General features: G+C 65.3%; 21 protein-coding genes. 7 read left to right on the forward strand and 14 right to left on the reverse strand.

Going from position 1 to position 24,538, the window contains the following annotated elements:
* The first annotated feature begins 37 nt into the window (after positions 1-37).
* Positions 38-466 (forward strand): nuclear transport factor 2 family protein, encoded by a 429-nt coding sequence (locus KUV82_RS08695; RefSeq protein WP_219953909.1) that lies wholly within the window; start codon positions 38-40, stop codon positions 464-466.
* A gap of 1 nt (position 467) precedes the next feature.
* Here the strand turns inward: KUV82_RS08695 and KUV82_RS08700 are convergent, their stop codons facing one another.
* The 6 genes from KUV82_RS08700 to KUV82_RS08725 form a co-directional block, all read right to left on the reverse strand.
* Positions 468-923 (reverse strand): GNAT family N-acetyltransferase, encoded by a 456-nt coding sequence (locus tag KUV82_RS08700; protein ID WP_219953910.1) that lies wholly within the window; start codon positions 921-923, stop codon positions 468-470.
* A 2-nt stretch (positions 924-925) separates the two neighbouring features.
* Positions 926-2,332, reverse strand: a complete 1,407-nt coding sequence (locus KUV82_RS08705; protein ID WP_219953911.1) for an NAD(P)H-dependent flavin oxidoreductase — start codon at positions 2,330-2,332, stop codon at positions 926-928.
* A 4-nt stretch (positions 2,333-2,336) separates the two neighbouring features.
* On the reverse strand, positions 2,337-3,092 hold the full coding sequence (locus KUV82_RS08710; RefSeq protein ID WP_375541197.1) for a class I SAM-dependent methyltransferase: 756 nt from the start codon (positions 3,090-3,092) through the stop codon (positions 2,337-2,339).
* Positions 3,089-4,216 carry a peptide chain release factor 2 gene (gene prfB, locus KUV82_RS08715; RefSeq protein WP_219953912.1) on the reverse strand — a complete coding sequence of 376 codons (1,128 nt, stop codon included), beginning with the start codon at positions 4,214-4,216 and terminating at the stop codon, positions 3,089-3,091. Before prfB ends, KUV82_RS08710 begins: the two co-directional genes overlap by 4 nt.
* Positions 4,217-4,327: 111 nt before the next feature.
* Entirely contained in the window at positions 4,328-6,826 is a 2,499-nt protein-coding gene (locus KUV82_RS08720; RefSeq protein WP_219953913.1) for a penicillin-binding protein 1A, read from the reverse strand.
* A 76-nt stretch (positions 6,827-6,902) separates the two neighbouring features.
* A complete protein-coding gene (locus KUV82_RS08725) occupies positions 6,903-7,739 on the reverse strand; it encodes an N-acetylmuramoyl-L-alanine amidase family protein (RefSeq protein WP_309148069.1) in 837 nt (278 codons plus the stop codon).
* Between the two features lie 479 nt (positions 7,740-8,218).
* On the opposite strand from KUV82_RS08725, the gene KUV82_RS08730 reads away from it, so the two are divergent.
* The gene (locus KUV82_RS08730) at positions 8,219-10,912 is read left to right on the forward strand and encodes an Rne/Rng family ribonuclease (protein ID WP_219953914.1); all 2,694 of its coding nucleotides are present in this window, start codon (positions 8,219-8,221) and stop codon (positions 10,910-10,912) included.
* 55 nt (positions 10,913-10,967) lie between these two features.
* Here KUV82_RS08730 and KUV82_RS08735 read toward each other — a convergent pair whose 3' ends face one another.
* On the reverse strand, positions 10,968-11,564 hold the full coding sequence (locus tag KUV82_RS08735; protein ID WP_219953915.1) for a class I SAM-dependent methyltransferase: 597 nt from the start codon (positions 11,562-11,564) through the stop codon (positions 10,968-10,970).
* 178 nt (positions 11,565-11,742) lie between these two features.
* Here KUV82_RS08735 and KUV82_RS08740 point away from each other — a divergent pair, with 178 nt between their 5' ends.
* Together KUV82_RS08740 and KUV82_RS08745 are read left to right on the forward strand one after the other, a co-directional pair.
* The gene (locus KUV82_RS08740; protein ID WP_219953916.1) at positions 11,743-12,774 is read left to right on the forward strand and encodes a phosphoribosylglycinamide synthetase; all 1,032 of its coding nucleotides are present in this window, start codon (positions 11,743-11,745) and stop codon (positions 12,772-12,774) included.
* Positions 12,774-13,940 carry a sugar-transfer associated ATP-grasp domain-containing protein gene (locus KUV82_RS08745; protein ID WP_219953917.1) on the forward strand — a complete coding sequence of 389 codons (1,167 nt, stop codon included), beginning with the start codon at positions 12,774-12,776 and terminating at the stop codon, positions 13,938-13,940. The genes KUV82_RS08740 and KUV82_RS08745 overlap by 1 nt, the downstream gene beginning before the upstream one ends.
* Here the strand turns inward: KUV82_RS08745 and KUV82_RS08750 are convergent.
* Positions 13,937-14,662 carry an SDR family NAD(P)-dependent oxidoreductase gene (locus KUV82_RS08750; RefSeq protein ID WP_219953918.1) on the reverse strand — a complete coding sequence of 242 codons (726 nt, stop codon included), beginning with the start codon at positions 14,660-14,662 and terminating at the stop codon, positions 13,937-13,939. The genes KUV82_RS08745 and KUV82_RS08750 overlap by 4 nt on opposite strands.
* 214 nt (positions 14,663-14,876) lie before the next feature.
* Between KUV82_RS08750 and KUV82_RS08755 the strand changes: the two genes are divergently transcribed.
* Genes KUV82_RS08755 through zapE form a run of 3 tightly spaced genes read left to right on the forward strand, consistent with a single transcriptional unit; the run spans position 14,877 to position 17,243 of the window.
* Positions 14,877-15,659 carry a succinate dehydrogenase iron-sulfur subunit gene (locus KUV82_RS08755; protein WP_219953919.1) on the forward strand — a complete coding sequence of 261 codons (783 nt, stop codon included), beginning with the start codon at positions 14,877-14,879 and terminating at the stop codon, positions 15,657-15,659.
* Between the two features lie 4 nt (positions 15,660-15,663).
* Positions 15,664-16,131 (forward strand): PaaI family thioesterase, encoded by a 468-nt coding sequence (locus KUV82_RS08760; protein ID WP_219953920.1) that lies wholly within the window; start codon positions 15,664-15,666, stop codon positions 16,129-16,131.
* Complete coding sequence (gene zapE, locus KUV82_RS08765; protein WP_219953921.1) at positions 16,128-17,243, forward strand: cell division protein ZapE; 1,116 nt, start codon at positions 16,128-16,130, stop codon at positions 17,241-17,243. The genes KUV82_RS08760 and zapE overlap by 4 nt, the downstream gene beginning before the upstream one ends.
* Before the next feature lie 6 nt (positions 17,244-17,249).
* Here the strand turns inward: zapE and KUV82_RS08770 are convergent, their stop codons facing one another.
* Genes KUV82_RS08770 through KUV82_RS08795 form a run of 6 tightly spaced genes read right to left on the reverse strand, consistent with a single transcriptional unit; the run spans position 17,250 to position 24,530 of the window.
* Complete coding sequence (locus tag KUV82_RS08770; protein WP_219953922.1) at positions 17,250-19,148, reverse strand: XrtA/PEP-CTERM system amidotransferase; 1,899 nt, start codon at positions 19,146-19,148, stop codon at positions 17,250-17,252.
* A 12-nt stretch (positions 19,149-19,160) separates the two neighbouring features.
* A complete protein-coding gene (gene xrtA, locus KUV82_RS08775) occupies positions 19,161-20,150 on the reverse strand; it encodes an exosortase A (RefSeq protein WP_219953923.1) in 990 nt (329 codons plus the stop codon).
* The gene (locus KUV82_RS08780) at positions 20,140-21,363 is read right to left on the reverse strand and encodes a TIGR03087 family PEP-CTERM/XrtA system glycosyltransferase (protein WP_219953924.1); all 1,224 of its coding nucleotides are present in this window, start codon (positions 21,361-21,363) and stop codon (positions 20,140-20,142) included. The genes xrtA and KUV82_RS08780 overlap by 11 nt, the downstream gene beginning before the upstream one ends.
* A 1-nt stretch (position 21,364) precedes the next feature.
* Entirely contained in the window at positions 21,365-22,426 is a 1,062-nt protein-coding gene (locus KUV82_RS08785) for a FemAB family XrtA/PEP-CTERM system-associated protein (RefSeq protein WP_219953925.1), read from the reverse strand.
* Positions 22,423-23,292, reverse strand: a complete 870-nt coding sequence (locus tag KUV82_RS08790; protein WP_219953926.1) for an XrtA system polysaccharide deacetylase — start codon at positions 23,290-23,292, stop codon at positions 22,423-22,425. Before KUV82_RS08790 ends, KUV82_RS08785 begins: the two co-directional genes overlap by 4 nt.
* A 20-nt stretch (positions 23,293-23,312) precedes the next feature.
* The gene (locus KUV82_RS08795) at positions 23,313-24,530 is read right to left on the reverse strand and encodes an XrtA/PEP-CTERM system-associated ATPase (protein WP_219953927.1); all 1,218 of its coding nucleotides are present in this window, start codon (positions 24,528-24,530) and stop codon (positions 23,313-23,315) included.
* Positions 24,531-24,538: the final 8 nt, after the last annotated feature.

Raw genomic sequence — 24,538 nt, forward strand, 5'->3', positions numbered from 1 at the left:
TCTTGCCCCTCGCGGATCATGCTGTAAGCGCACGGGCATGGACGAATTCTCTGCCCGGATCGAAGCTCTCGAACATCTCTGGATGCGCGCATGGATGCAGCGCGACCGCAACCAGATGAAGAAGATCGCAGCGCGCGATTTCATCTTCCTGCTCGGGTCCGAAAAGCCGACCATCCTCGACCGTGCGAGCTGGCTGGAGGCGGCAACGACCCGCTTCCGCTGCACCGGATACCGTTTCGATGAAGTCTATGTCCGCCGTCACGGCAATCTCGCCGTGTTCGCAACGCGGCTCGGCCTCGAAGCGCAGATCGGCGACCACGACTGGAGCGGCGACAGCTGGGTTGTCGACCTGTGGCAGAAGGGCGGAGTGCGCCGCAAATGGAAGCTGGTCGAGCGCGTTCTCTCACGCCCCGACACCGATGCGAAAGTGCCCGAGGCGATCCGCGCTATGCAGCTCTGGCGGTGAGCTAGAGCGCTTTTTCGTAGAAGATGTTGAAGTCGGTCTCGGCGTAGTCGCCAAAGGCTGCTCGGCGCGTGAAACCGTTTCGTATGTAGAGCCGGTTGGCGGGCTCGAAGGTCTCGCCGGTCCCCGTTTCCAGAAGCAAAGCCTCATAGCCCCGGCGCCGCGCCTCTGCCGTAATCCCGTCGAGCAGGGCCTGTCCGACCCCGCGCCGTAAGGCGGTGTCGTGCGTGCGCATCGACTTGATCTCGCCAAGCACCGGCGACAGCTCCATGAGCGCCCCGATGCCGAGCAGGTGACCGTCCTCGCGCAGGGCAAAGACCGTCACATCCAGCCGCTCCAGACCGCTGAGGTCGAGCGCGAAGGACGTGCCGGGCGGTGACGCCTCGTACATCCTGCGCTGGTGCAGCGTGACAAGTTCGCGGACATCGGCGCTGGCCAGGCTGGCGACGCCGAACTCCATCCTCAGTCGCCCGTCAGGATGCGGTCAACCAATTCCTTCACGGTCGGAGTGAAGTTGTTCGAATAGAACGGGTCCTGCTTGAAGCGATAGGCTGCGTGGCCGGCGAAGGCGAGATTTTCGTCCGGATCGCCGCCATGGGCGATGTCCTGCAGGGTCTTCTGGATGCAGAAGCTGCGCGGGTCGGCGAGGCGACCGGTGGTGTTGTTGTCGTGGTCCTTCCAGCTCGAAAACTGGCAGTGCGACAGGCAGCCCATGCAGCCCTGCTGGTCGGCGCGGATCTGTTCGGCGCTTTCGGGCGTGGTGAAGACCACCGTGTCGTCGGGCGTCTTAAGCGCTTCGGTGAAGCCTTCGTGCATCCAGGCCTGCGCCTTGCGCTGGTCGCCCGGGTGGACGAAGAAGTATTTCGCCTTGCCGTGGTCCATGAGAGGGACCGTGCCCTCTTCCTCGTCGCGCTTGAAGATCGGGATCTGGCGTTCCGAGCGGTGCATCAGGTCATAGAGAAACGGCGTTTTCACGGCCGAGGAATAGAAACCCGTGGGCGAGAACTTGTGCAGCAGCACATCGCCCGGCTCGACCGTGCGCAGCATGTCCTTCCAGACTTGCGGGATCGGGCTTTCCTGCGTCAGCAGCGGACGGGTACCGAACTGGAACAGGATCTTGCCGAGCTCGGGGTTGTCGATCCAGTTCTCCCACTCGCGCAGGAACCACACGCCGCCAGCCATGACGATGCCGGTTTCCTCCGACACGCCTTCCTTGCGCATCGTCTCGCGCAGGGCTTTGACGCGCGGAAAGGGATCTTCCGGCTTGGTCGGATCTTCGGCATTGGACAGGCCGTTGTGGCCCCCCGCGAGCCAGGGATCCTCATAGACCACTGCGGCCATCAGCTCGGGCACCTTGGAATAGCTGCGCTTCCACAGAGCGCGGAAAGCACGGGCCGAGGAGACGATGGGCAGGTAATGCACATTGTGGCGCGCGGCGATCTCGGCAAGCTTGTAGGGCATGCCCGCCCCGCAGGTGACGCCGGTCACAAGGCCCGGGCAGTTTTCCAGGATGCCTTCGAGCACCTGCTGCGCGCCGCCCATTTCCCACAGCACGTTGATGTTGATCGCGCCCTTGCCATCCGCGATCTCGTAGGCGCGCTTCACCTGTTCGGTGCCGCCGTCGATGCCGTAGCGCACGAGCTGTTCGAAGCGTTCCTTGCGGGTGGCCTGCGGATAGACCTGCGGGATCGGGTTGCCGTCCTCGTCGTAGCTGTCGGCGTTCACCGCGCTCACCGTGCCGATGCCGCCGGCCGCCGCCCAGGCGCCCGAGCTCATGTGGTTGGTGGCCGAAACGCCCTTGCCGCCTTCGACCAGCGGCCAGACTTCCTTGCCGCCGTAATTGATCGGCTGCAGTCCCTTGAAACCCATGTTCTTACGCTTTCTCTCTCTTGGCGGGGCGCTCGGTCCCCTCGCCCATCGCGGCACGGTCGCCGCGGCAGGGCTCAATCTCTCCAGGCGCGGGCCTCGTAGCGGCTGCCTTGAACTGTGCATAGTACCCGGCAAGCTCGGGCGCGTCCTTGAATGCGACCAGTTCGTACCCGCTGGCTTCGAATTCGCAGCTTAGCAGCAGCGGATCGATGCCGTGCTGGTCGGTCGGCCGGTCTATGTCGACGACGACAACCTGCCCGCCTTCGCGCAGCGCCGGCCACATGCGCCAGAGGAACTCGTAGGGCTGCTCGATCTCGTGGTACATGTGGACCATGAAGATGCGGTCGAAGCTGGCATCGGGGAGCTTGGGATCGGCAAATTCGCCGAGCCGGATGGAGACGTTCTCGAGCCGGTAGCGCTCGATGCGTCGGCCAAGGCGGCTGAGCGCGTCGCCATCGATGTCCTGCGCCAGCACGCGCCCGCTGTCGCCCACGCGCTCCGCCAGGCGAACGGTGTAATAGCCATTGCCTGCGCCGATATCGGCCACGGTCATGCCGTCCTCGATTTCGGCAAGGTCCATGACCGTCTGCGCTTCGCCGCGCCGATCACGCTGGTCTTCGGTCGAAAACTCGTTGGAACCGAGCGCCGAAACTGGGCGATCGGGCTCGGGAAAACGCGGACCTTCCTCGTCCGCCGGCGCAGCGCCGTTGCACGCGGCAAGCAGCGCTGTCGGCAGGATCAAGGCAAGGCCATGCCTCACTCGGCGTCCTCCACCTCGACCGTCTCGCCGGTCACACGCTGGGCGAGCGCTGCGGAAATGAACGGGTCGAGCGCGCCGTCGAGCACGTCGTCTGGCGTCGGCGACTGCACACCGGTGCGCAGGTCCTTCACCATCTGGTACGGCTGGAGCACGTAGGAGCGGATCTGGTGGCCCCACCCGATGTCGCTCTTCTCCTGGTATTCGCCCGAGGCCGCCGCCTCGCGCTCGGCCATTTCGCGTTCGAACAGGCGCGCCTTCAGCATGTTCATGGCCGTGGCCTTGTTCTTGTGCTGGCTGCGGTCGTTCTGGCTCGCCACCACGATACCGGTCGGCTGGTGGGTAATCCGCACGGCACTATCGGTCGTGTTGACGTGCTGGCCGCCAGCGCCGGACGCGCGGTACGTGTCGATCTTGAGGTCTGACGGATTGATCTCGATGTCGATATCGTCGTCGATCACCGGATAGACCCAGACCGAGCTGAAGCTGGTGTGGCGCCGCGCGGAGCTGTCGTAGGGGCTGATGCGGACAAGGCGGTGCACGCCGCTTTCGGTCTTGGCGTAGCCATAGGCATTTTCGCCCTTGATCAGCAGCGTCGCGCTCTTGATCCCGGCCTGTTCGCCCGCGGCGTATTCGACCGTCTCGACCTTGTAGCCGCGGCGTTCGGCCCAGCGCGCGTACATGCGCAGCAGCATGTCGGCCCAGTCCTGGCTCTCGGTACCGCCGGCGCCGGCGTTGATCTGGAGATAGGTGTCGTAGCTGTCGGCTTCGCCCGAAAGCAGCGCCTGTACCTTGTCGCGGTCGGCGCGCTCGGCAAGGCTCGCGAGCGTGTCGAGGCCTTCGCGCTCCACATCCGCATCGCCTTCGGCCTCGCCCATCTCGACGAATTCGATGGCGTCGGCCATCTCGCTTTCGATCTCGCGAACCGTGTTGATGGACGTGTCGAGGCGCTTCTGTTCCTGCGTAATCGCCTGCGCTTGCTTGGGATCATCCCACAGGGTCGGGTCCTGCACGCGGGCGTCGAGCTCGTCGAGGCGGCGCAGCGCCTGCTCCCAGTCGAGCGACTGGCGCACCAGCGCAAGCGCGGCTTCGATCCGTTCGATGTGGGCCTGCCCTTCGGCACGCATAGGAAATTCCTTCGTCTCGGGTTGGTCTCGCCCCTAATATGCGTGAGGCGATTGTAAAGTGCCGCGCCGCGCGGCGCGCACAGCTTGGGGAGCGCCCGCCAGGCGCCCGCGTCAGTAAATGCCGCCCTGGTCTTCGACGAAGTCGTTGGGCTGGTCGCCCCGGTCGCGCACGCTGCCATCGACCGCGCCCTGGCGGCCCCGGCGGATCAGCTCGAGGATCTCGTTGCGCTTGGCGGCGATCGCGTCCGAACGGGTCGCGCGCGGCGGTTCGGTGTCGGGCTTGAAGGCCTCCCAGATGATCGTCGCGCCCGGTTCGTCCGAGGGCGTGCCATCAAATACGCGCTTGCCGGTACGGCGGTCGATCTTGACCATGCGCACGCCCGGCGGGGCAACGAAGGCTTCGGCGTTCCAGCGATCGCGCGTGGCTTCGACGAAACGCTTCATGATCGGGGCCGCGGTGTTGCCGCCCTGGACCCATCCGCCGAGATTGCGGGGCTGGTCGAAGCCGACATACATGCCCGCGATCACATCGGGCGTGCCACCGACGAACCAGGCGTTGGTGGGGCCGTTGGTCGTGCCGGTCTTGCCGAACATCGGCAGGTCGAGGCTGCGCAGGCGCACCGCGGTGCCGCGCGTCACGACGCCCTGCAGCATATGGACCATCTGGAAGGCAGTGCGCGCGTCCATGACCTGACGGCCCGACACATCGAAGCGCGGCATCGGCTGCCCGTCCCAATCTTCCATGTTGCAGGCCGAACAATCGCGGCGGTCGGTGCGGTAGATCACCTTGCCATCGCGGTCCTGGACGTAGTCGATGACCGAGCCTTCATTCTGCCGACCCCAGTTGGCCAGCGCGGCGTAGGCATTGACCATGCGGGCGACCGTGGTGTCCCCAGCGCCAAGGGCGAAGGCATAGTAGGGTTCGTACTCGCCGATCCCCATGCGGGCGATGGCCTTCACGACATTGTCCATGCCGGTGTCGTCGGCGATATGGACCGTCATCAAATTGCGGCTCTGTTCGAGGCCCCAGCGCATCGTGTGCACGCCGCCGCCGCCGCCGCCGAAGTTGCGGAAGCATTTCTCACCCAGGGAGGCGCCCTGCCAGACACAGAAGGTCTGGTCGGGGACCTGGCTCGCAGGGGTCATCCCCTGGTCGAGCGCGGCTGCGTAGACGAACGGCTTGATGGTCGAACCCGGCTGGCGCAGCGCCTGGGTGGCGCGGTTGAAGCTGCCGAGGCGCGCGTCGAAACCGCCCTGCATGGCAAGGATCCGGCCCGTTTGCGGGGCTTCGGCAAGGAAGGCGCCCGAAATTTCCGGCACGCCGCGAATGGCGTACCCGTTGCCCGAAGGCGCAGCGGCCACCACGTCGCCTGCCTTGAGCGAGGACGGACCGCCGCTCAGCGCAAATTCCTCGCCATCGCTGAAGGCAATACGGCCCGGCGCGGTAACAACACCGATGCGCCAGTCGCGGTAATTGATCGAAAGGTTCGACGAGGCGAGCTGCGAGGCAAGGTTGCCGTTGTCGGGATTGAGCGTCGCCACGGGCCCCGTAAAGCCGCGATTGCCGTGATAACTGATCAGCTGCGCGCGCAGCGCATCGCGCGCCGCGTCCTGCAGCTCGGTGTCGAGCGAGGTGCGGACCCACAAACCGCCGGCATAGACGCTGTTGCGCCCGTCTTCCGCGGTTTCACCAAAGCGCTCGATCAGCTGGCGGCGGACCTCTTCGAGGAAATAGCCCGCATCGGCGTTGCGCGTGCTGCGCTGCTGGACGAGGCCGAGGTCGAGCCGCTTGGCTGCTGCCCCTTCTTCCGAAGAGATGAATCCGTTGGCGACCATCTGGTCGAGCACGAAATTGCGGCGCACCACCGCCATGTCGCGGTAGCGTTCGCGGCCATAACGTTCCGGTGCCTTGGGCAGGATCGCGAGGAAGGCCATCTCATGCAGGTCGAGATCGCCGACGTCCTTGTCGAAATAAGCGCGCGAAGCGGCCTGCACGCCGAAGCTGCGGCGCCCGAGCGGAATCTCGTTGAGGTAAAGCTCGAGGATTTCCTCCTTCGTCAGCACGCTTTCGATGCGTGTGGCGAGGATCATTTCCTTCAGCTTGCGGGTGACCGAATATTCGTCGCCCAGCAGCAGGTTCTTGGCCACCTGCTGGGTGATGGTCGATCCGCCGACCGCGCGCTCGCCCGAACCGAACTTGGTCGCGTAGTCGATGACCGCATTGGCGGTCCCCGTCAGGTCGACGCCGCCATGGCTGAAGAAGGTCTTGTCCTCGGCCGAGAGATAGGCCTCGATCAGCCGGTCGGGAAAATCGACATACTGGAGCTGGACGCGCCGCTCGCGCGCGTAGGTGTTGACGATCTCGCCATCGATCCCGCGTACGACCGTGGGCAGCGGGGTCTCGTATTCGAGCAGCGATTCGGCGTCGGGCAGGTTGCGGCCGAGCGTTGCCCAGGCGAGCAGGAACAGTACAAGGCCCAAACCGCCGATATAGCTTGCGACGCGCAGCTTGCGGTTGTGCGCCCAATTGTCGTTGAACCACGCGACAAGCCGCTTGGGATCGCGGCTGATGCGGTAACGGTAATAGTCGAGGGCGGACTGTTCGGACATCGTTCTGAAGTGGCCCCTAGCACGCCCATTCTGCACTTCGCCAGAACGAACAGCACTGCGCGGAAAAATCCCCGCATCAGCTCTCCTGCTGGCGCGCGAAATAGGCGCGGATGGCGCGGGTCATGACTTCGGCGAAACGGGCCTGCCCCTCGGCGGAGGCGAGCCGCTGCGCGTCTGCCTCGTTGGTGATGAACCCGCTTTCGAACAGCACGGAGGGCACATCGGGCGCGCGCAGCACCTTCAGGGCCGCGGAACGGCGCGGCTGCGGATGGAATCGGATCGCTCCCTCGCCCTCGCGCCGGATAAGCCGGGCGAATTCGTCCGATTGCTCCTGCGTGCGCCGTTGGGAGAGCTCGACCAGGATCGTGCTCACCGCATCGCTCTGCCCGCCGACATCGACCCCGTTCAACCGGTCGGTCGCGTTCTCGCGCTCGGCAAAGCGCGCCGCCGCCTCGCTCGAGGCCTGGTTGGACAGCGTGTAGATGCTCGCCCCCGTCACCTCGGCCGCTTCGCCCGCGCTATCGGCGTGGATCGACAGGAAAAGGTCCGCATCGAGCCGTCGGGCAATTTCGACCCGCTCTGCGTGGACGAGGTAGCGATCGTCTTCACGGGTCAGGGCTACGCGCACACCCCCTTCCTTTTCCAGCGCGTCGCGCAATGCGCGCGCGAGGCCCAGCACGATCGTCTTTTCGCGGTAGCCCTGCCCGGATGCGCCCGGATCATGGCCGCCATGCCCGGCGTCGATCACCACCAGCGGCAGCCCCTCTTCGCCCGCAACCTCAGGCAAGGCGGTGGGCGCATCCGCCTCGGGCAAGGCCACGCGCAGCACGTATCCGCGGCCGATTTCCGGCACCGGAATCCGCTGCGCGGTCAGCACCAAGCCCACAACCAGCACAAGAGGCAGCAGGATCAACAGGAGGATTTGCACCCGGGTCGACATCGAGCGCATGGTTAGGGCGTTGTTATCGAATGACGCAATATGGTTGCCGTGTGAAACCCACGGTGCTAGCGAGCATCTCATCGGTTTTTACGATGCCTCCGATCGGCGCGAGAGTGACGCGACGAAGAGGGACAGCGGAAAAAGCCGTTCTTTTTCAGGCGGCAGCGGCTCTCCCGCTCACGCCCCACGATAACACAGGTTGATGCCGGACATGGCCCGTTCCACCCCGATACAAAGCGCACAGGCACCCGCCTTTGCCGCCGTATCGGACCATTCAGCGCAGGTTTTGCGCAAGGCCAGTCCCGCAGTCACGAATACCCGGCCGCTCGCACGAAGCGACGATGGCCGGTTCGCAAACACCGCGATGCTCGGACCGGGCCGCGGATTTTCCAACATGATGCGCCGCGATGCCGCAGGGTCAGCCCTGAACGCTCGCGGCTGGAGACTTATCAATGGCCACGCGCATGCTAATCGATGCGCGCCACCAGGAAGAAACCCGGGTGGCGGTAGTCAAGAGCAACCGGATTGAGGAATTCGATTTCGAATCTGCCGATCACAAGCAGATCAAAGGCAATATCTATCTAGCAAAAGTCACGAGGGTCGAACCCTCGCTCCAGGCAGCGTTCGTCGATTTCGGCGGCAATCGCCACGGCTTCCTCGCCTTCAGCGAAATCCACCCCGACTACTACCAGATTCCCAAGGAAGACCGCGACGCCCTGCTCGCCGCCGAAGCCGAAGCGGCCGAGGAAGAGCAGCGTCTGCGTGACGAGGAAGAACAGCGCGGCGAAATGCCGGGCGAGGAATACGACGCCGAGGACGAAAGCTCCGAAGCGCTCGCCGAAGATCTCGCCGAAGACGGCCTCGAGGAAGTCGACACCTCCGACAAGGACGATGTCGCCACGATCGAGGAAGGTCATCTCGACAAGGATGATGACGACGAGGACGACGACAGCGACGACGATGAAGAATCGTCCGAGGACGACGACAGCGTTGACAAGCCCAAGGGCCGTCGTGGCCGCGGCCGTGGTCGCGGGCGTCGGCAGGGCAAGGGTCGCACCCGTGCCAAGGAAGTCGACGAAGCGCGCGCCAAGCGCATGGCGCTGCGTCGCCGCTACAAGATCCAGGACGTCATCCAGCGCCGCCAGGTGCTGCTCGTCCAGGTCGTGAAGGAAGAGCGCGGCAACAAGGGCGCGGCCCTCACCACCTATCTCAGCCTCGCCGGCCGCTACACGGTGCTCATGCCGAACAGCAGCCACGGCGGCGGCATTTCGCGCAAGATTTCCAGCGCCTCGGACCGCAAGCGCCTGAAGCAGGTCGTTTCCGACCTCAGTTTGCCGCGCACCATGGGCCTGATCGTCCGCACGGCGGGCCTCAGCCGCACCAAGACCGAAATCAAGCGCGACTTCGACTATCTCGCCCGCCTGTGGGACGAGATCCGCGAGCGCACGCTGTCGTCGGCGGCCCCGGCCCTGATCCATTCGGACAGCGACCTCATCAAGCGCGCGATCCGCGACATCTACAACCGCGAGATCGAGGAAGTCGTCGTCGAAGGTGAAGACGGCTACAAATCCGCCAAGCAGTTCATGAAACTGCTGATGCCAAGCCATGCGCGCCGGGTGAAGCAGTATTCCGATCCCGTGCCGCTGTTCCAACGCTACGGCGCGGAAGACCAGCTCAAGGCCATGTACGACCCCGTAGTGCAGCTAAAATCGGGCGGCTATCTGGTCATCAACCCGACCGAAGCGCTGGTGTCGATCGACATCAACTCGGGCCGCTCCACCAAGGAGCACAATATCGAGCAGACCGCGCTGCACACCAATCTGGAGGCTGCACGCGAGATCGCCCGCCAGCTGCGCCTGCGCGACATGGCCGGCCTCGTCGTCATCGACTTCATCGACCAGGAGCACCACTCCAACACCCGCAAGGTCGAGAAGGCGATGAAGGAAGCGCTGAAGAACGACCGCGCCCGCATCCAGGTGGGCCGCATCTCGAGCTTCGGCCTGATGGAAATGAGCCGCCAGCGCCTGCGCACCGGCGTGCTCGAAGCGACTACGCGCGAATGCCCGCATTGCGACGGCACCGGCCTCGTGCGCACCGCCTCCAGCGCCGGCCTGTCCGCGCTGCGCCTGATCGAGGACGAAGCGGCCAAGGGCAAGGGTTCGACCATTCGCCTTGCGGCCAGCACCGAAGCGGCGGTTTACCTGCTCAACGAAAAGCGTGCCGATCTCATGGAGATCGAGGAACGCTATCACGTGTCCGTCGAAGTCGTCCCCGAGGGCGAGGACGAAGGCGCGAAGATGACCGTGTCGAGCCACGGCCCCAAGCCCAAGGACGCGCCGAAGTTCGACGCCATCCTCGACGACGAGGACGAGGATGAGGACATCGTCGACGAGGCGGATGAAGACGATGGCGAGGACGACCGTCCCCGCAAGAAGCGCCGTCGCCGCCGTGGCGGCCGCGGGCGCAACAAGAACCGCCAGCGCGACGACGCCAGCGATCAGGACGAAGATGAGGAGGAAACCTCCGACGCCGAATCCGATGAAAGCGAGGATGGCGAAGACAAGCCGAAGAAGCGTCGCCGCCGCGGCGGTCGTCGTCGGGGTGGTCGCGGTCGTGGCCGCAAAACCGACGAAGTAACCGCCGAAGACGCCGAGAACCTCGAAGAGGTCTCCGAAGCGGTGGTCGATGACATGGCCGTCGTGGCTGGGCCCGACGATTCGCCCGAAACCGCCGAGGCGGTAGCGGACGCGGATGCAGCGGCAGAGGAAGAATCGCCCAAGCCGAAGAAGAAGCGCGCCCCGCGCAAGAAGAAGGCTGACGCTGAAGCCGAGACGGAAACCGCAGATACGACGGAAGCCGAAGCCGAGGAGAAGCCCAAGAAGAAGCGGGCTCCGCGCAAGAAGAAGGCGGACACCGCCGAGGAAGCCGCTCCCGAGGCGGAAGCTGAAGCCGCTCCGGCCGAAGAAAAGCCCAAGCGTACGCGCCGCAAGCCTGCCGCGAAGAAGGCCAAGCCGGCTGAAGAGGCCGTGGCCGAAGAACCCGCTGCAGCCGAAGAACCGGCTCCCGCAGCACAGGCTGACGATGCAAGCGAAGAACCCGCCAAGCCCAAGCGCGGCTGGTGGCAGCGTACCTTCGGCGACGAATAAGCGCGATTGCCTGGCGAACTAAAGGGGGCGTCGGACCAGCGGTCCGGCGCCCTTTTTACGCCTTGCGGGCGACGCCCCACTCCATCCAGCCAAGGACCTTGGGCGTCTTCTTGAGATAGGCCTGCCCAAGGGGCTCGACCGCGAACCCGGCCCCGCGCAGCGCCGAGCCGATCGGGCGGGTCAGATGGCAGCCGCCCGCCATGGGCTTCCACACCGGCTCCACCCAATCCTGCCAGCGCGCCACCGAGGCATCGGGTGCACGCCCATGCTCGAGGAACAACAGCCTGCCGCTGGGCGCCAGGATGCGCCGCATTTCGGAAAGCACCTTGTCCGGGTCATCGACCGAACACAGCGTGTAGGTGCACACCACCGTGTCAAACGAGCCGTCCGGAAACGGGATCGCCTCGCCCACGCCTTGCCGGATATCGTGCTCCCAACCGTTCGCCCTCGCCCGGTCACGGGCGCCGTCGAGCAGCTTTTCGTGCGGATCGATCCCGGCGAAACTGGTTATCCGGTCGGTGTCGTAGAGCGCCTGGTTGAGGCCGCCTCCGCAGCCGATCTCGAAAACCCGGCCGCGTGCAAGAGGCACGACCTGGCGGCGCCTTTTCTCGATTCCCTCTTGTCCGCAGGCCGCCGTGATCAAACGCGGCATGATATGCCTGTCGTACCAAGTTTTCAGTCCCACGGCGCAAGACCCTCCAATTGCGCGACAATTTCAAGGTATCGTGTTTCTGCCGCACGACAAGCGGATTCTTGAGGGCAACAAACCGCTGGCGACCGCGGATTTCCGGGCCTAAGCCGCCTGCAAAACCAAAAACGGGTATCGCCACATGACCACTAACCTCGCGCCGCTGCGCCTCCCAGACGAGGCAAAGAACCGCATCCGCACCCTCTTCATGGCCAAGCACGCCCTGTTTGGCGGGGGCATGCATCCCGAAGACGGCAACCACGCGATCTATCATCACGAGGTGCGGACCACGCTGGAAGGGCTCGGCCTGAACCTTGCGCTGGCCAACACCTACGAGGTCTTGTTTGAGAAGCCCGACGCAGATTTCGTCTTCCCGCTGCTCAACCGCGGCGGCTTCGTGAACAGCGAGATGCTGATCCCGATCTTGTGCAACAAGCATGGCCTGCCCTACCTCGGCGCCATGCCGTTCCTGCGCGGGCTCGGCGATGACAAGTCGGTATCGAAGCTGGTGTGCGATCATGCAGGCGTCCCGACCGCGCCGTGGTTCTGCTACCGCCGCGGCGCGCCCTTGCTCGAAGCGGACCTGCCCGCCAAGGACGCCGGGCGCTGGGTCATCAAGCCCAATGCCTCGTCGGCCAGCTGGGGCATCTCCGATGCGCACGACTGGACAACCGTCGCCAACGCAGTGCGCCTCATCCATGGCGAAGGCCACGACGCAATCGTCGAGCCCTATCTGGACGGTTACGACGTGCAATGCGCCTTCATCACCATGCATGGCGAACCGGTGGCCCTGCCCATGCTGTGGTACGAACGCGAGGATACGCAGCGCCTGTGGACCTATTACGAGAAGCGCGATCTCGTGCAGAACAGCGAAAAGTCCGCGCTCAAGCGTTTCGACGATCCTGAGATCGCTCCGCGTATCGAGGCCATGGCGCACAAGGTCGCCAAGGAATTCACGCCCTTCGACTACGGTCGCATCGAGTTCCGCTACGATCCCAAATCCGGAGCGATCAACTTCATCGAAATCAACCTCAACTGCAATCTGTGGTCGGAAAAGGTGATGGCCAAGGCTGCCGCTGTGGCCGGCTTCAGCCATGCCGACCTCCTCGAAACGCTGCTGGCGGAAGCCTGGCATCGCGAAGGGCTGGTGACCGCGAGAAGCCTGGCGGCCTAGTGAAGCGACTTTACGATCTTCTCCGGCTGAACTTCGCGCTCTATCCCGGCATTATCGCCTTTCGCTCCGCCGACTTCCTTCACCCGCACTACGAAAGGCGCAAGGCCGCCCAGGGCCCCTTGCGCATCGCATTCAACGCGCTGATCTGGTGCATCTGGTGGCTGTGGGTACCCCTGCGCGCGCGCCGCATTGCTGCGGCATGGAACAAGGAAAAGGCGTGGATCACCGAAGCCACACGCGTGGGGCGGGCATGGTTTTACGACCCCAACGACCTTGCCCTTTTCTCCTTGCTCGAAAACGGCGGGCTTGAGACCCATCAGAGGCGGTTCGAGCAGGCAAGCGTCATCCGGGCGATGGAAAGCGCGGCTACCGATCATCCGGCCGACCTCCTCGACAAGGCCCGGTTCCAGGCGCGCTGCGAAGCGCTGGGACTGGCCGTGCCGCGCCTCGCCGCGCGGATCACCGATGGGCGAATCGAGTGGCTCGACCGCGCACCCGAGCGGTTTCTTGCCAAACCGGTTCGCGGGAGCGGCGGCGTGGGCATTCTCGCCTTCGAGCGAAGCGACTTCTGCGGCGACGCCGTGCCCGAGGCACTTCTCCGCGGCGACTTCCTCTTGCAGGAACGCCTGGCGCCCCACCCCGACCTGGTGCCGCTGACCTTCGACGTCCTTGCAACCGCCCGGATAGTCACCGTGCTCGACGAAGACGGCGCTCCCGAAATCGTCTTTGCCGGGATGCGGTTTGCCGGGCGCGCCGACGCGATTGTCGACAACGGCCACCAAGGCGGCTTCGGGGCGCCGATCGACCTTGCCAGCGGGACACTTGGCAAGGGCGTGGTGGTCGCCGGTCCGGCGGAATTCAACAGCCATCCTGCTACCGGCGCCCCGATTACCGGCACGCCGGTTCCAAACTGGCAGGCGACGAAGGATCTCACTCTGGACGCGCATCGCTCGCTCGCCCGCGATCAGGTGATCATTGGGTGGGATCTCGGTCTTTCGGACCGCGGCCCGGTGCTGATCGAGGCGAACCAGCGACCCGCCGTGCGGCTGACCCAGCGCCTCTTGCGCAAAGGCATCGGCGCTACCCGCTATGGTGAGCTGGTACGGCACCACCTCGAACGTGCGCCAGCGCAGAACGGGCGAAGGCGCCTGCTGCTCGAAGGCTAGGCGGGAATTTTCTCGCCCTTCCAGTCGAACACCGCGCCGCTGTCCTCGGGACCGATCGTGTCGAGCACCCCGAGAAGGTGTTCGGCAGCCGTGCCGGGTTCGGTCAGCTGACCCTCGGGCAGGTTCGACTGGAACGGCTCCGAAAGGCGTGTGTCGACTGTGCCGGGATGCAAGCCCACGACGGATGCCTGCTTGTGCGTGCGCCCCAGCTCGATGGCGAAGTTCTTCAACAGCATGTTGAGCGCCGCCTTGCTCGCGCGGTAGCTGTGCCACCCGCCAAGGCCGTTGTCCGAGATCGAGCCCACTCGCGCCGACAAGGCCGCGAAAACCGCGCGATCGCGGCGCGGGAACAGCGGCAGCATATGCTTGGCAACCAGCGCGGGCCCGATGGTGTTGAGGCGAAAGACCTCTTCCATCGCGGCGCCGTCGATCTGCTTGAAGGTGCGTTCCGGCCCGGTGCCGTCAGCGAGCGTCAGCACGCCGCTCGCTACGATGACAAGATCGGGTGGTGTGTCCGCCATGGCCTTCGCTGCCTCGGCGATCGAGGTTTCGTCAGCAAGGTCGAAACGGAAACCGGTGAGCCGGTCGTCCGCCACCTCACCCGAACGGCTGCCCGCCCACACCTGCGTCCCGCAGTTGGCGAGCGCCATGCACAGCGCCTTGCCGATCCCGCCACTCGCGCCGAATACGGCGGCGCGCTCAAAGCTCTTTCCTGCAGCCATCGTACCGTCCTAGACCCCTCGCCCATGCCTCCGGTTCCCGCCAAGACCCGTGAATTCGTGCGCTTTTCGCCCTCAAGCGCGTTTTCGCGCAGGAGCGTGTTCCATGTGTTCCATCCTGTTGGACGGGCATTGCGGGAAATGCGTCATACTCGGTCTTGCGCCCCCCGCCCGAACCGCTAGATGGGTTTCTCAAAGCAACAGGACTGACAGCGTAATGGCGACCTTCACCCTTCCGAAGAACTCGAAGATCACCGGCAAGAGCCGCTCGCACAAGGCCGAAAGCGGCGGTCGCCTCAAGACGTTCAAGATCTATCGCTACGATCCGGACAGCGGCGAAAACCCGCGTTACGACACCTTCGAGCTCGACCTCGACGATTGCGGCCCGATGGTCCTCGACGCGCTGTTCAAGATCAAGAACGAGATCGATCCCACGCTGACCTTCCGCCGCTCGTGCCGCGAAGGCATCTGCGGGTCCTGCTCGATGAACCTCAACGGCAAGAACGGCCTCGCCTGCACCACCGCTATCGAGGACCTGAAGGGTGAAATCCGCATCACCCCGCTGCCGAGCATGGACGTGATCAAGGACCTCGTCCCCGATTTCACGCACTTTTACGCGCAATACGCCAGCATCCGTCCCTGGCTGCAGACCGTCTCGACCACGCCCTCGGGCAAGGAACGCCTGCAGTCGCCCGAACAGCGCGAGAAGCTGGACGGCCTTTACGAGTGCATCCTGTGCGCCTGCTGCTCGACCTCGTGCCCGAGCTACTGGTGGAATTCGGACAAGTTCCTGGGCCCGGCGATCCTGCTGCAGGCCTATCGCTGGCTTGCCGACAGCCGCGACGAGATGACCGGTGAACGGCTCGATCAGCTGGAAGACCCCTTCCGCCTCTATCGTTGCCACACGATCATGAACTGCGCGAACGTCTGCCCCAAGGGACTCAGCCCGGCCAAGGCGATCGCCGAAACCAAGAAGATGATGGCCGAACGCGCCATCTGATCCCGTGGCGCTGCGCGACGAGATCTTCGAACACGGCCCTGACCCGGAGAACCCAGGTTGGCGCCACTGGAACCTCAAGGACCAGACGCTGTTCAACGGCGCGGTGATGGGCAAGCTCATCACCCGCGTCGATGATGACGGGAAGGCGCGCCTGCGCATGTTTCCCGAGCGGCGGCACGAGAACCTGCAGGGTATCATCCACGGCGCGGTCACGCTCTCGCTGATCGACATCAGCCTGTTCACCACCATGCACACTATCGGAACCGGCAACGCAGGGCCTTCGGTAACGGTGGAACTCTCGACCCAGTTCGTCGGTGGCGGCAAGCCAAGCGAACCGCTCGACGCGGTGTGCGAGATCGTGCGCGAAACCGGCAGCATGGTGTTTGTGCGCGGCACGGTGGAGCAGCAAGACCACACGGTCGCCAGCTTCTCAGGGATCGTGAAGAAGATGAAGCGCCGCGTGACCCCATGACCGGGATGCTGGCCCGCTACGAGCGGCTCGTGGCGGCGGGCGAGCTCCAGGCCGATCCCGACCAGCGCCGCGCGGCCGAGCGTCTCGACCGGCTCCAGAAAGACCTCGAAGCCGAAAGCTCAGGCGGCCTGCTCGCCCAGCTGTTCCGTGCGAAGAAGGCGAGCCCGCAAGGCGTCTACATGTGGGGCGGTGTGGGGCGCGGGAAATCCATGCTGATGGACCTCTTCGTCGAGACACTCGGCATCGATGAGAAGCGCCGCGTGCACTTTCACGAGTTCATGCTCGAAGTCGACCGCAGGATGCGCGAGCGCCGCGAAACCGATCCGGGCGATCCGACCGGCAAGGTCGCCCGCGATATCGCAGAAGACGTGCGCTGCCTTGCCTTCGACGAGATGGTCGTCACCAACACCGCCGATGCGGCGATTATGGCGCGGCTCTTCACCGCGCTCATCCGCGACCAGGGCGTGACGGTGGTCACCACCAGCAACCGCCCTCCCCGCGATCTCTACAAGGACGGGCTCAACCGCTCGCTTTTCCTGCCCTTCATCGACCTGGTCGAGGCCGAGCTCGACGTGCTGCCCCTCAACGGCCCGACCGACTATCGGCTCGACCGCCTCGGCGATATCGACACATGGCATTCGCCGCTGGGTGAAGAAGCCACCGCGCAGGTCCGCGAAGCCTTCTTCCGCCTGACCGACTACAAGCCCGAAGACGCCGAGCACGTGCCGAGCGCCGAGCTGGACCTTGGCGGCGGTCGGACACTGCATGTTCCCAAGAGCCTCAAGGGCGTCGGCGTGTTCAGCTTCAAGCGGCTATGCGGCGAGAACCGGGGTGCGGCCGACTATCTCGCCGTCGCGCATGCCTATCACACCATCATCGTGGTCGGCATTCCGGCCATGTCGCCGGACAATCGCAACGAGGCGATCCGTTTCACCAAGCTGGTCGATGCGCTGTACGAGAACAGCGTGAAGCTCTTCGTGACCGCTGCAGCGGAGCCGGAGAACCTCTACACTTCGGGCGATGGCGCTTTCGAGTTCGAACGCACGGTCAGTCGCCTCAAGGAAATGCAGAGCGCCGATTACATGGCGCGTGGCCATGGCCTCGCGTCATAGCAGCCGTCAGGCGCTCGGCTTCAGGTGGCGCAGCGAGCGCTCCAGCATCAGCAATTGCCACAGGACACGGCCATGATCCGCGCGCCCGGCAATGTGATCCTCGGCAAGCCGTGAGAGCGCCGGGCGGGCGAACCACCCGCTGCCGGTCAGCAGTTCGCTCGAGGCAATTGCGCGCGCCTCGCTCGCCAGCGGGCCGCGGAACCACTGGGACAGCGGCGTAACGAAGCCCTGTTTCTGGCGGTAGAGGATGTCTTCGGGCAGGTAGCGCTCCATCGTGCGCTTGATCAGCCACTTGCCGGTGTTTCCACGGAACCGCTGACGGTGCGGCAGGCGCGCCCCGAACTCGATCAGGCGGTGGTCGAGGAGAGGTTCGCGCGCTTCCAGCGCCACCGCCATGCTGGTCCGGTCGGTCTTGGTCAGGATATCGCCCGGCAGCCAGAACTTGAGGTCTGCGTATTGCGCCCGGTCGAGGCCGCTGCGCGCCGGAGCGGAGCGCATGAGAGCCTCAAAGGGTTGTTCGGCGCGGTAGTCGCCGCGCGCCTTCAATAGCCCCTCGCCATAGAGCGCAGCGCGCTGCTCGGGTGCCAAGATAGCAAGCGCCCGCGCGTAGCCCGCCTCACCGCTGTCGGCGAGCGAGAGGAAGGTCGTCTTGGCGCGCAGCGGACGCGGCGCCCAGTCGGCCTTGGGCCAGATGCGCCCCAGCGCCCCGAAAACCGGTTCGCGCAGGGCGCGCGGCAGGACTGAGCGCGCCTGTTCCTCGCGCGCATGGAATAACTGGCGGCGGTAGCCGGCAAAGGCCTCGTCCGCCCCGTCACCCGACAGCGCGACCGTCACATGCTCGCGCGCCAGTTCGCATACGCGCAGCGTCGGCAGCGCGCTCGCATCGGCGAAGGGTTCGTCGAAGATCGAAGCGATCCGGTCGATCTCGCCGAATTGGTCGGCCGAGACGATGCGTTCATGGTGGTCGCAGCCGAACAATTCGGCGACCTTGCGCGCGTAGCGGGTCTCATCGACGCTCTCGACATCGAAGCCGATCGAGCAGCTGGTCACCGGCGACGCGCTCGCCTCGCTCATCAGCGCCACGACAGAGGAGCTGTCCACGCCGCCCGACAGGAACGCGCCAAGCGGCACATCGGCGACCATCCGGCTCGTCACGCCTTCGCGCATCAGGTGGAGAAGCTGGGCCGAGAGGTCCTCGGTCTTGCCCTTCTCCCGCTCGGCAAAGCTCACGTCCCACCACTGACGCGGCGCCGCGGGCTCGCGGCCATGTTCGAGCAGGAGGAAATGCCCGGCGGGTAGTTTCTCGACACCCTTCAGCATCGCGCGATGATCGGGGACGTAACCCCAGGTCATGTAGTCCTCGATCGCCAGCGGATCGATCTGGCGGCGCATAAGGGGGTTGGCGAGGAGGCCCTTCAGCTCGCTTGCAAACGCGAGCGCCCCACCCTCGAGCCGGGCAAGGTAGAGCGGCTTCACGCCAAGCCGGTCGCGCGCGAGGAACATCTGGCGCTTGTCGAGATCATACAGCGCGAAGGCGAACATGCCGTCGAAGCGCTCGAGGCAGTCGGGGCCCCATTTCTGCCAGGCCGCCAGGATCGTTTCGGTATCGCCATCGGTGCGGAATTTCGCGCCCGCCTGCTCCAGCTCGCGGCGCAGCGCGCGGTAGTTGTAGATTTCGCCGTTGAAAGCGATCACCGCGCGGCCATCGACCGAGGCCATCGGCTGCGGCGAGCCTTCGAGATCGATCACCGAAAGGCGGCGATGCCCCAGGCCGACACCGGGCGCGGTCCACACACCGCTGCCATCAGGGCCGCGATGGGCAAGCGCATTGGCCATCCGCTCGACCCGCTTGGGATCGACCGGCTTGACCGTTTCGTAATGGAAGATTCCCGCGATCCCGCACATGTGACGAGCGGCCTAGCCGACGCGGCCGACAACGGCAAAGAGCAATGCGACCGCCAGCGCGATGCCGGCGACCAGCGCAGGGGTGTGCGCGCGCCCTTCGAGCGGGGCGACGAGGGGCAGTTCTGCCACCTCTTGCGCGCTCCAGCCCGCTTCTTCCGGCTCGCGTTCGAACCAGCGCCAGGCGACGCCCAGCACGAGTGCGATCACGATGCCGAAGAACACCCAGCCATAAACGATATGGTCGAAGCTGCCCGCTGCCTCGGCCCCGATATACTGGGCGATGAAGATCGTCGCCCAGGCGCGGATGCCATTGGCGATGATCGGCACCACCACGCAGGCCAGCAGGAACCAAGCGCGCCGATTCCAGCTCGAGAAACAGGTGTGCGCGACGAGTACGCCGAGGGCGACCATGGCGATGAGAAATTTCACGCCCGAGCATTCCTCCGCCACGATGAACAGGCCCGCCGGCGTGTCGATCAGGATGCCGTCGGCAACCGTGTCGATCCCGCTCCACATCGTCAGGGCCGTGGCAATTTCGGCGGTGACGAATTGCAGGGGCGGGATGATCTCGTCACCGAAGGGTACGAGGAAAGCCATGTAGCCGAGCGGGAAGGCGAGGATCAGCCCAGCGCGGAGGCCGAGAACCGCGAACGCCGCGCTCTGGAAGGCAAATACCGTGCCCGCCTGCGCGATGAGGTTGATGTCCATCCGGAGTCCTATGAGCCACACGACCAAGCCGAGAACCACGCCCGCCAAACCGGGCAGCCACCCCGTCGGGGCAAACTTCGTCAGCTCCTCCATCCGGTTCCAGGCGAGCCACGCCACGATTGGCGGGACGAGGAGGATATGGCTGTAGGTGTCGATATCCCACCATTGATGCGCCATCTGCGCCCATTGCGGGAAGGTCAGCCAGAACAGGCCGAGCCACACCGCACCAAGCAGCGCGAGCGCCCTGCCCCAGGCCTGTGCCGGTGCGCGGGTCAGGGCGGCATCAGGCTGCATCGCGCGGCGCCTGGTCTGAATTGAGAAGGTCGGCAAGCTGCGCGTGGACGCTTGCCCAGCTCATCCTTTCAAGGACAAATTCGCGCGCCGCACGGCCCATGGCTGCGCGTGCTTCGTCATCGGCAAGCAGGGCTTCGATCCGCGCCAGCATCGGCGCGGCCTCCGCCGGAGCAATCGCGAAGTGCTCGCCATCGCTTGCATCGATACCCGTTGCTGCGCCGGGCGTCACGACGACGGGTTTTCCCATGGCCATCGCCTCCAGCACCTTGTTCTGCACACCGCGCGCGATCAGAAGCGGAGCGACGACAAGGTCAGCCGATTTGAGGAACGGGCGCACATCGGGAACCTCGCCCCACACGCGCACGCCATGTTCGCCATGACGATCCTTGAGCGCGGGCGTCGGTGCGCGGCCGACAATATGGAAACGCGCCCGCGCGTAGGTCTTGCGCAGCTCGGGCAGGACGTTCTCGATCATCCATTCCGCCGCAGCAACATTGGGGGCGTAGTCCATCTGCCCGGTGAAGACGAGCTGCGGATCCTCTCCCTCTTCGAGGTCGGGCTGGAGCTCTGCCTGATCCGGCGCGAAGAATGCGGCATCGATACCGTTGCCCAGCGCGCGCAGGCATGCCTCGCTGCCCTGCGGCAGGCGCGAACGTAGCAGCGCCGCCTCGTTCTCGCTAATGAGCAGGGTCGTATCGGCGCGCCGCGCAAGACGGGCTTCCTCAGCCGACAGCAGGCGCCCTTCCCGCGTGTTCAGCCAGCGCCGCTGCCCGGCCTCGGCATAGGCTTCGAACTTGGCGCTATCGACGTCGCAAAGGTCGATGACGACGCGGCCGGTGTAGCTATCGGGAATGTACTGGCCCATCTGGCCGGAGAACACGAAGATCGTCTCGATCCGGTGGTTGCCCAGCGTCTTGGCCACATACCGGCGCATCGCTTCGTGGTCGAAGGCTGTAAGGCTGACGGGCTTGGACTTGAACAGGGCCTCCAGCCCGGCCAGCGGCAGCGGCTTGCTGCGCTCGATCAGCGCGTGGGTCTTGGCAAGCCGGGCAAGCTCGCCCTTCTGCGCCATGTCCTGCGGTGTTTCGCCAAAGGTGCCGACATGCACCGGGCCAAGCGCGGCCAGGCCCTTCAAGAGGTTGTGCGAGCGGATCTTGTCACCGCGGTCCGGCGGAAACGGGACCCGGTGGGCCAGGAACAGCACTTCGCCCATGTCAGCCCAGTCCGCGCGCGATCCATGGGCCGAGCCGGTTGGCGATAGGCAGAGGCAAGCGCTTCCACAGGGCGATCTTGGCCGAATAGCCTTCGTCGGTGGGGTCGATATTGCGCGCCTCGACACCGGGTGCCGACCAGCTGAAATAGGTCAGCGGTTCGGGCTCGAAGCCCCAGTTCTTCTTGAACGAAAAGGGTCCGCTGCCCGTCTTCGAGCGTCCGTAATCGAACCGGGTGCAGCCCTTGCGCCGCGCGTGGAGCATCAGCTCGTAATACATGCGCTCGTTGGCGCGCAGGCCGCGTGCGTGCCAGGTGCCGCCGCCCCAGAAAGGCATGACGGCGCCTGCGTGATAGAGCGACAGGACACTCGAAACCGGGACGCCCTGGTGGCGCACGGTGAGGATATCGGCATTCTCGCCAAAAGCATCGAGAACCGCATCGAACAGGCTGCGCGGGAATACCGGCGTGCCGAGGTTGCGAACGCTTTCGGCGTAGACGGCGTAATGCGCCGCACGGTCCGCTTCGCCCGATCCCGTGGTGATCTCGAGGTCGTTCTTCAGGCCCTTGCGCACTTCGGCGCGGGCCTTGCGCGGAATGGCGAGCAACTGCGCTTCGTCATCCGAAGCGAGATCGGCGGCGAAGTTCGCGTGCTTGCCTTCAATGACCTGCCAGTCGGCCGGCGCGCCCTTGCCGCGCAGCTCGATGGTCGGGACCGACAGGCGCTGGGCCATTTCCTCCGCACCGCGGCACAAATCCGCGGCGTCGTCATCGCGCCGCGCAAGCACGCCGCCGCCTACGCCGAAACCGCTCGATACGAGCGCGCGGCCGAACAGCGGGGAATGGACGAGGGTCAGCGGCAGCCAGCCTTCGAGCTGACCGGCACGCTCCAGCACGAGACCGGTCGCTTCGTTGCCGGTGCCCGCCTCGATGGCCGACAACCAGAGCGGGCGCTGGAACACACTGCCGCCCTGCTCGCGCACGAAGCCTTCGATCCGCGCCGCCTCGTCGGGCTGGCGCAGCTCGGCCACGCGCAGGCTTGCGCTGTGCTTTAGCGGCGCGTTCATGCCGCCCACTTCAGGCTGCGCGGTTTTTCGCGCTCGGCCAGCGAGTCCATCCGGCCCCACTCGAAATCGCCGAGAAGGTCGGTGAGCTTGCCCGCCATGCGCGACAGATTGGTGTAGTGGCGCAGGCGCGATCGCATGGGCGCGCCCGCAACCCGCGGCTGGCCCGGATCGACTTCCCACGGGTGGAAATAGAAGATCGCCGGGCGGCCATCGCGGTTGACCTGGCGGATGGCCCAGCGGCTGAAGCCATAGGGCAGCACGCGGAAGAAGCCCCCGCCCCCTGCTGCGAGCCGCTTGCCGCGAAACAGCGCCGTCGTGACCGGGATCTCGACAAGATCGCTGCCCGGCACGGGATCGAAGGCAAAACGCGGTGCCTCGCGCCAGCCGTAGTGGTCGTGGACCACCGGCGCGACGGAGGAAGAGTAAGCATAGCCCTGCTCCGCCAGAACCTCATGCGCCCAGGCGTTGCGCGCATCGATCGAGAAACTGGGCGCGCGGTAGCCGGTAATGGCCTGCCCGCTCGTATCCTCCAGGATCGCGCGCGACTTGGCGAGGTCAGCGGCGAATTCCTCGCGCGTGAAGGTGAACACGCGGGTGTGGTCATAGCCGTGGCTGGCCAGTTCGTGTCCGCGCTCGACAATCGCCCGCATGGCCGCCGGATTGCGCTCCGCCACCCAGCCCAACGAGAAGAAGGTGCCTTTGACGCCCGCTTCGTCGAACAGGTCGAGGATACGCGCGACATTGTCGCCCACGCGCAGCTCGAGACCGTCCCAGTCCTCGCGCGCGATGGTGTTCTCGAACGCGCCGACCTGGAACCAGTCTTCGACATCGACCGAGAGGCCGTTGACGATGGAACTCTCGTTCAACGCAGTCTCCTCTTGGATGGTCAGGCCGCTGCGCGCGAACCCTGCGCTTCGAAATAGTCTATCATCATGGTCAGCACATGGCGCAAGGAGCGTTCCTGCTCGTCGAGCCGGGCTTCGATTGCGGAAAGACGCTGGCCGACATCGTCCGGCAGCTCGCCCGAGCTGGCGTTCTGGCCCAGCTTCTCCACTTCGCGGCGCAGCGCGGCCATGTGCTTGTCGCGCTGGGCGAAAGCGGCCTCAATCGCCTCGATCTGGTAGTCGAGCAGCCCCTTGTCCGAGGTTTCCGCCTGGTCCGCCACAGGAGCGGCAGCAGTCTGCGGCTGTTCCACCGGCTTGCGGGCTTCGTCCTTCGCCTTGGCGATGGCTTCGGCTGCCGGGAGGTCGCGATCGGGGCGCGGGCCCTTCTCCAGCTCGTCGGAAGGCGATGCGTCACCGGCCATTTCCTCGACCACCGCGTCGAGCATGTCCGCTTCCAGAACGGCCTGTTCTTCCACGGCGCCAAGCAGCAGGAGGCGAGTCATGACCTGGTTGATCCGGCGCGGGATGCCGCCGGTAGCCTTGTGAAGCTTCACCCAGATGCCGCTGTCGATTTCGGGGCTGCCGTTCCAGCCGACATGCTCCAGGCGGTGCATGACATAGGGCTCGATCTCGCCCGGCTGCATCGGCTCCAAGTGGTGTGCGGCAATTACGCGCTGGCGAAGCTGCTCCAGCTCGTCGGAATGGGCGAGGAGCTGCTTGAACTCCGGCTGGCCGAGCAGGAGCGTCTGCAGCAGCGGATGCGCGCCGAGCTGGAAGTTCGACAGCATGCGCAGTTCTTCGAGCGCGCCGATGGACAGGTTCTGGGCCTCGTCGACGATCAGCAGCACGCGGCGTCCGTTGCGGGCTTCTTCGTGCAGGAACAGTTCGATCGCGGCGAGCGCGGCGGCCTTGTCCCCGCCTTCGATATCGAGGCCGAAGCTGCGCGCGGCCACATGGATCATCTCGTCATCGTCGAGCGCGCTCGTCACCACTTCACCAACGGTCATCCGATCATCGTCGAGCTTCTGCTTGAGATGCGCGACCAGCGTCGACTTGCCCGAACCCACCTCGCCGGTGATGACCACAAAGCCTTCACCCTGGTTGAGGCCATAGCCGAGGTAGCTCAGCGCCTTCTTGTGCGTGATGCTTTCGAAATAGAAGGCCGGGTCGGGCGTGAGCTGGAAGGGGCGCTCGCTGAGACCGTAAAATTCTTCGTACATGCCGGATG

Source organism: Qipengyuania flava (assembly GCF_019448255.1).
GTDB lineage: Bacteria > Pseudomonadota > Alphaproteobacteria > Sphingomonadales > Sphingomonadaceae > Qipengyuania > Qipengyuania flava_A.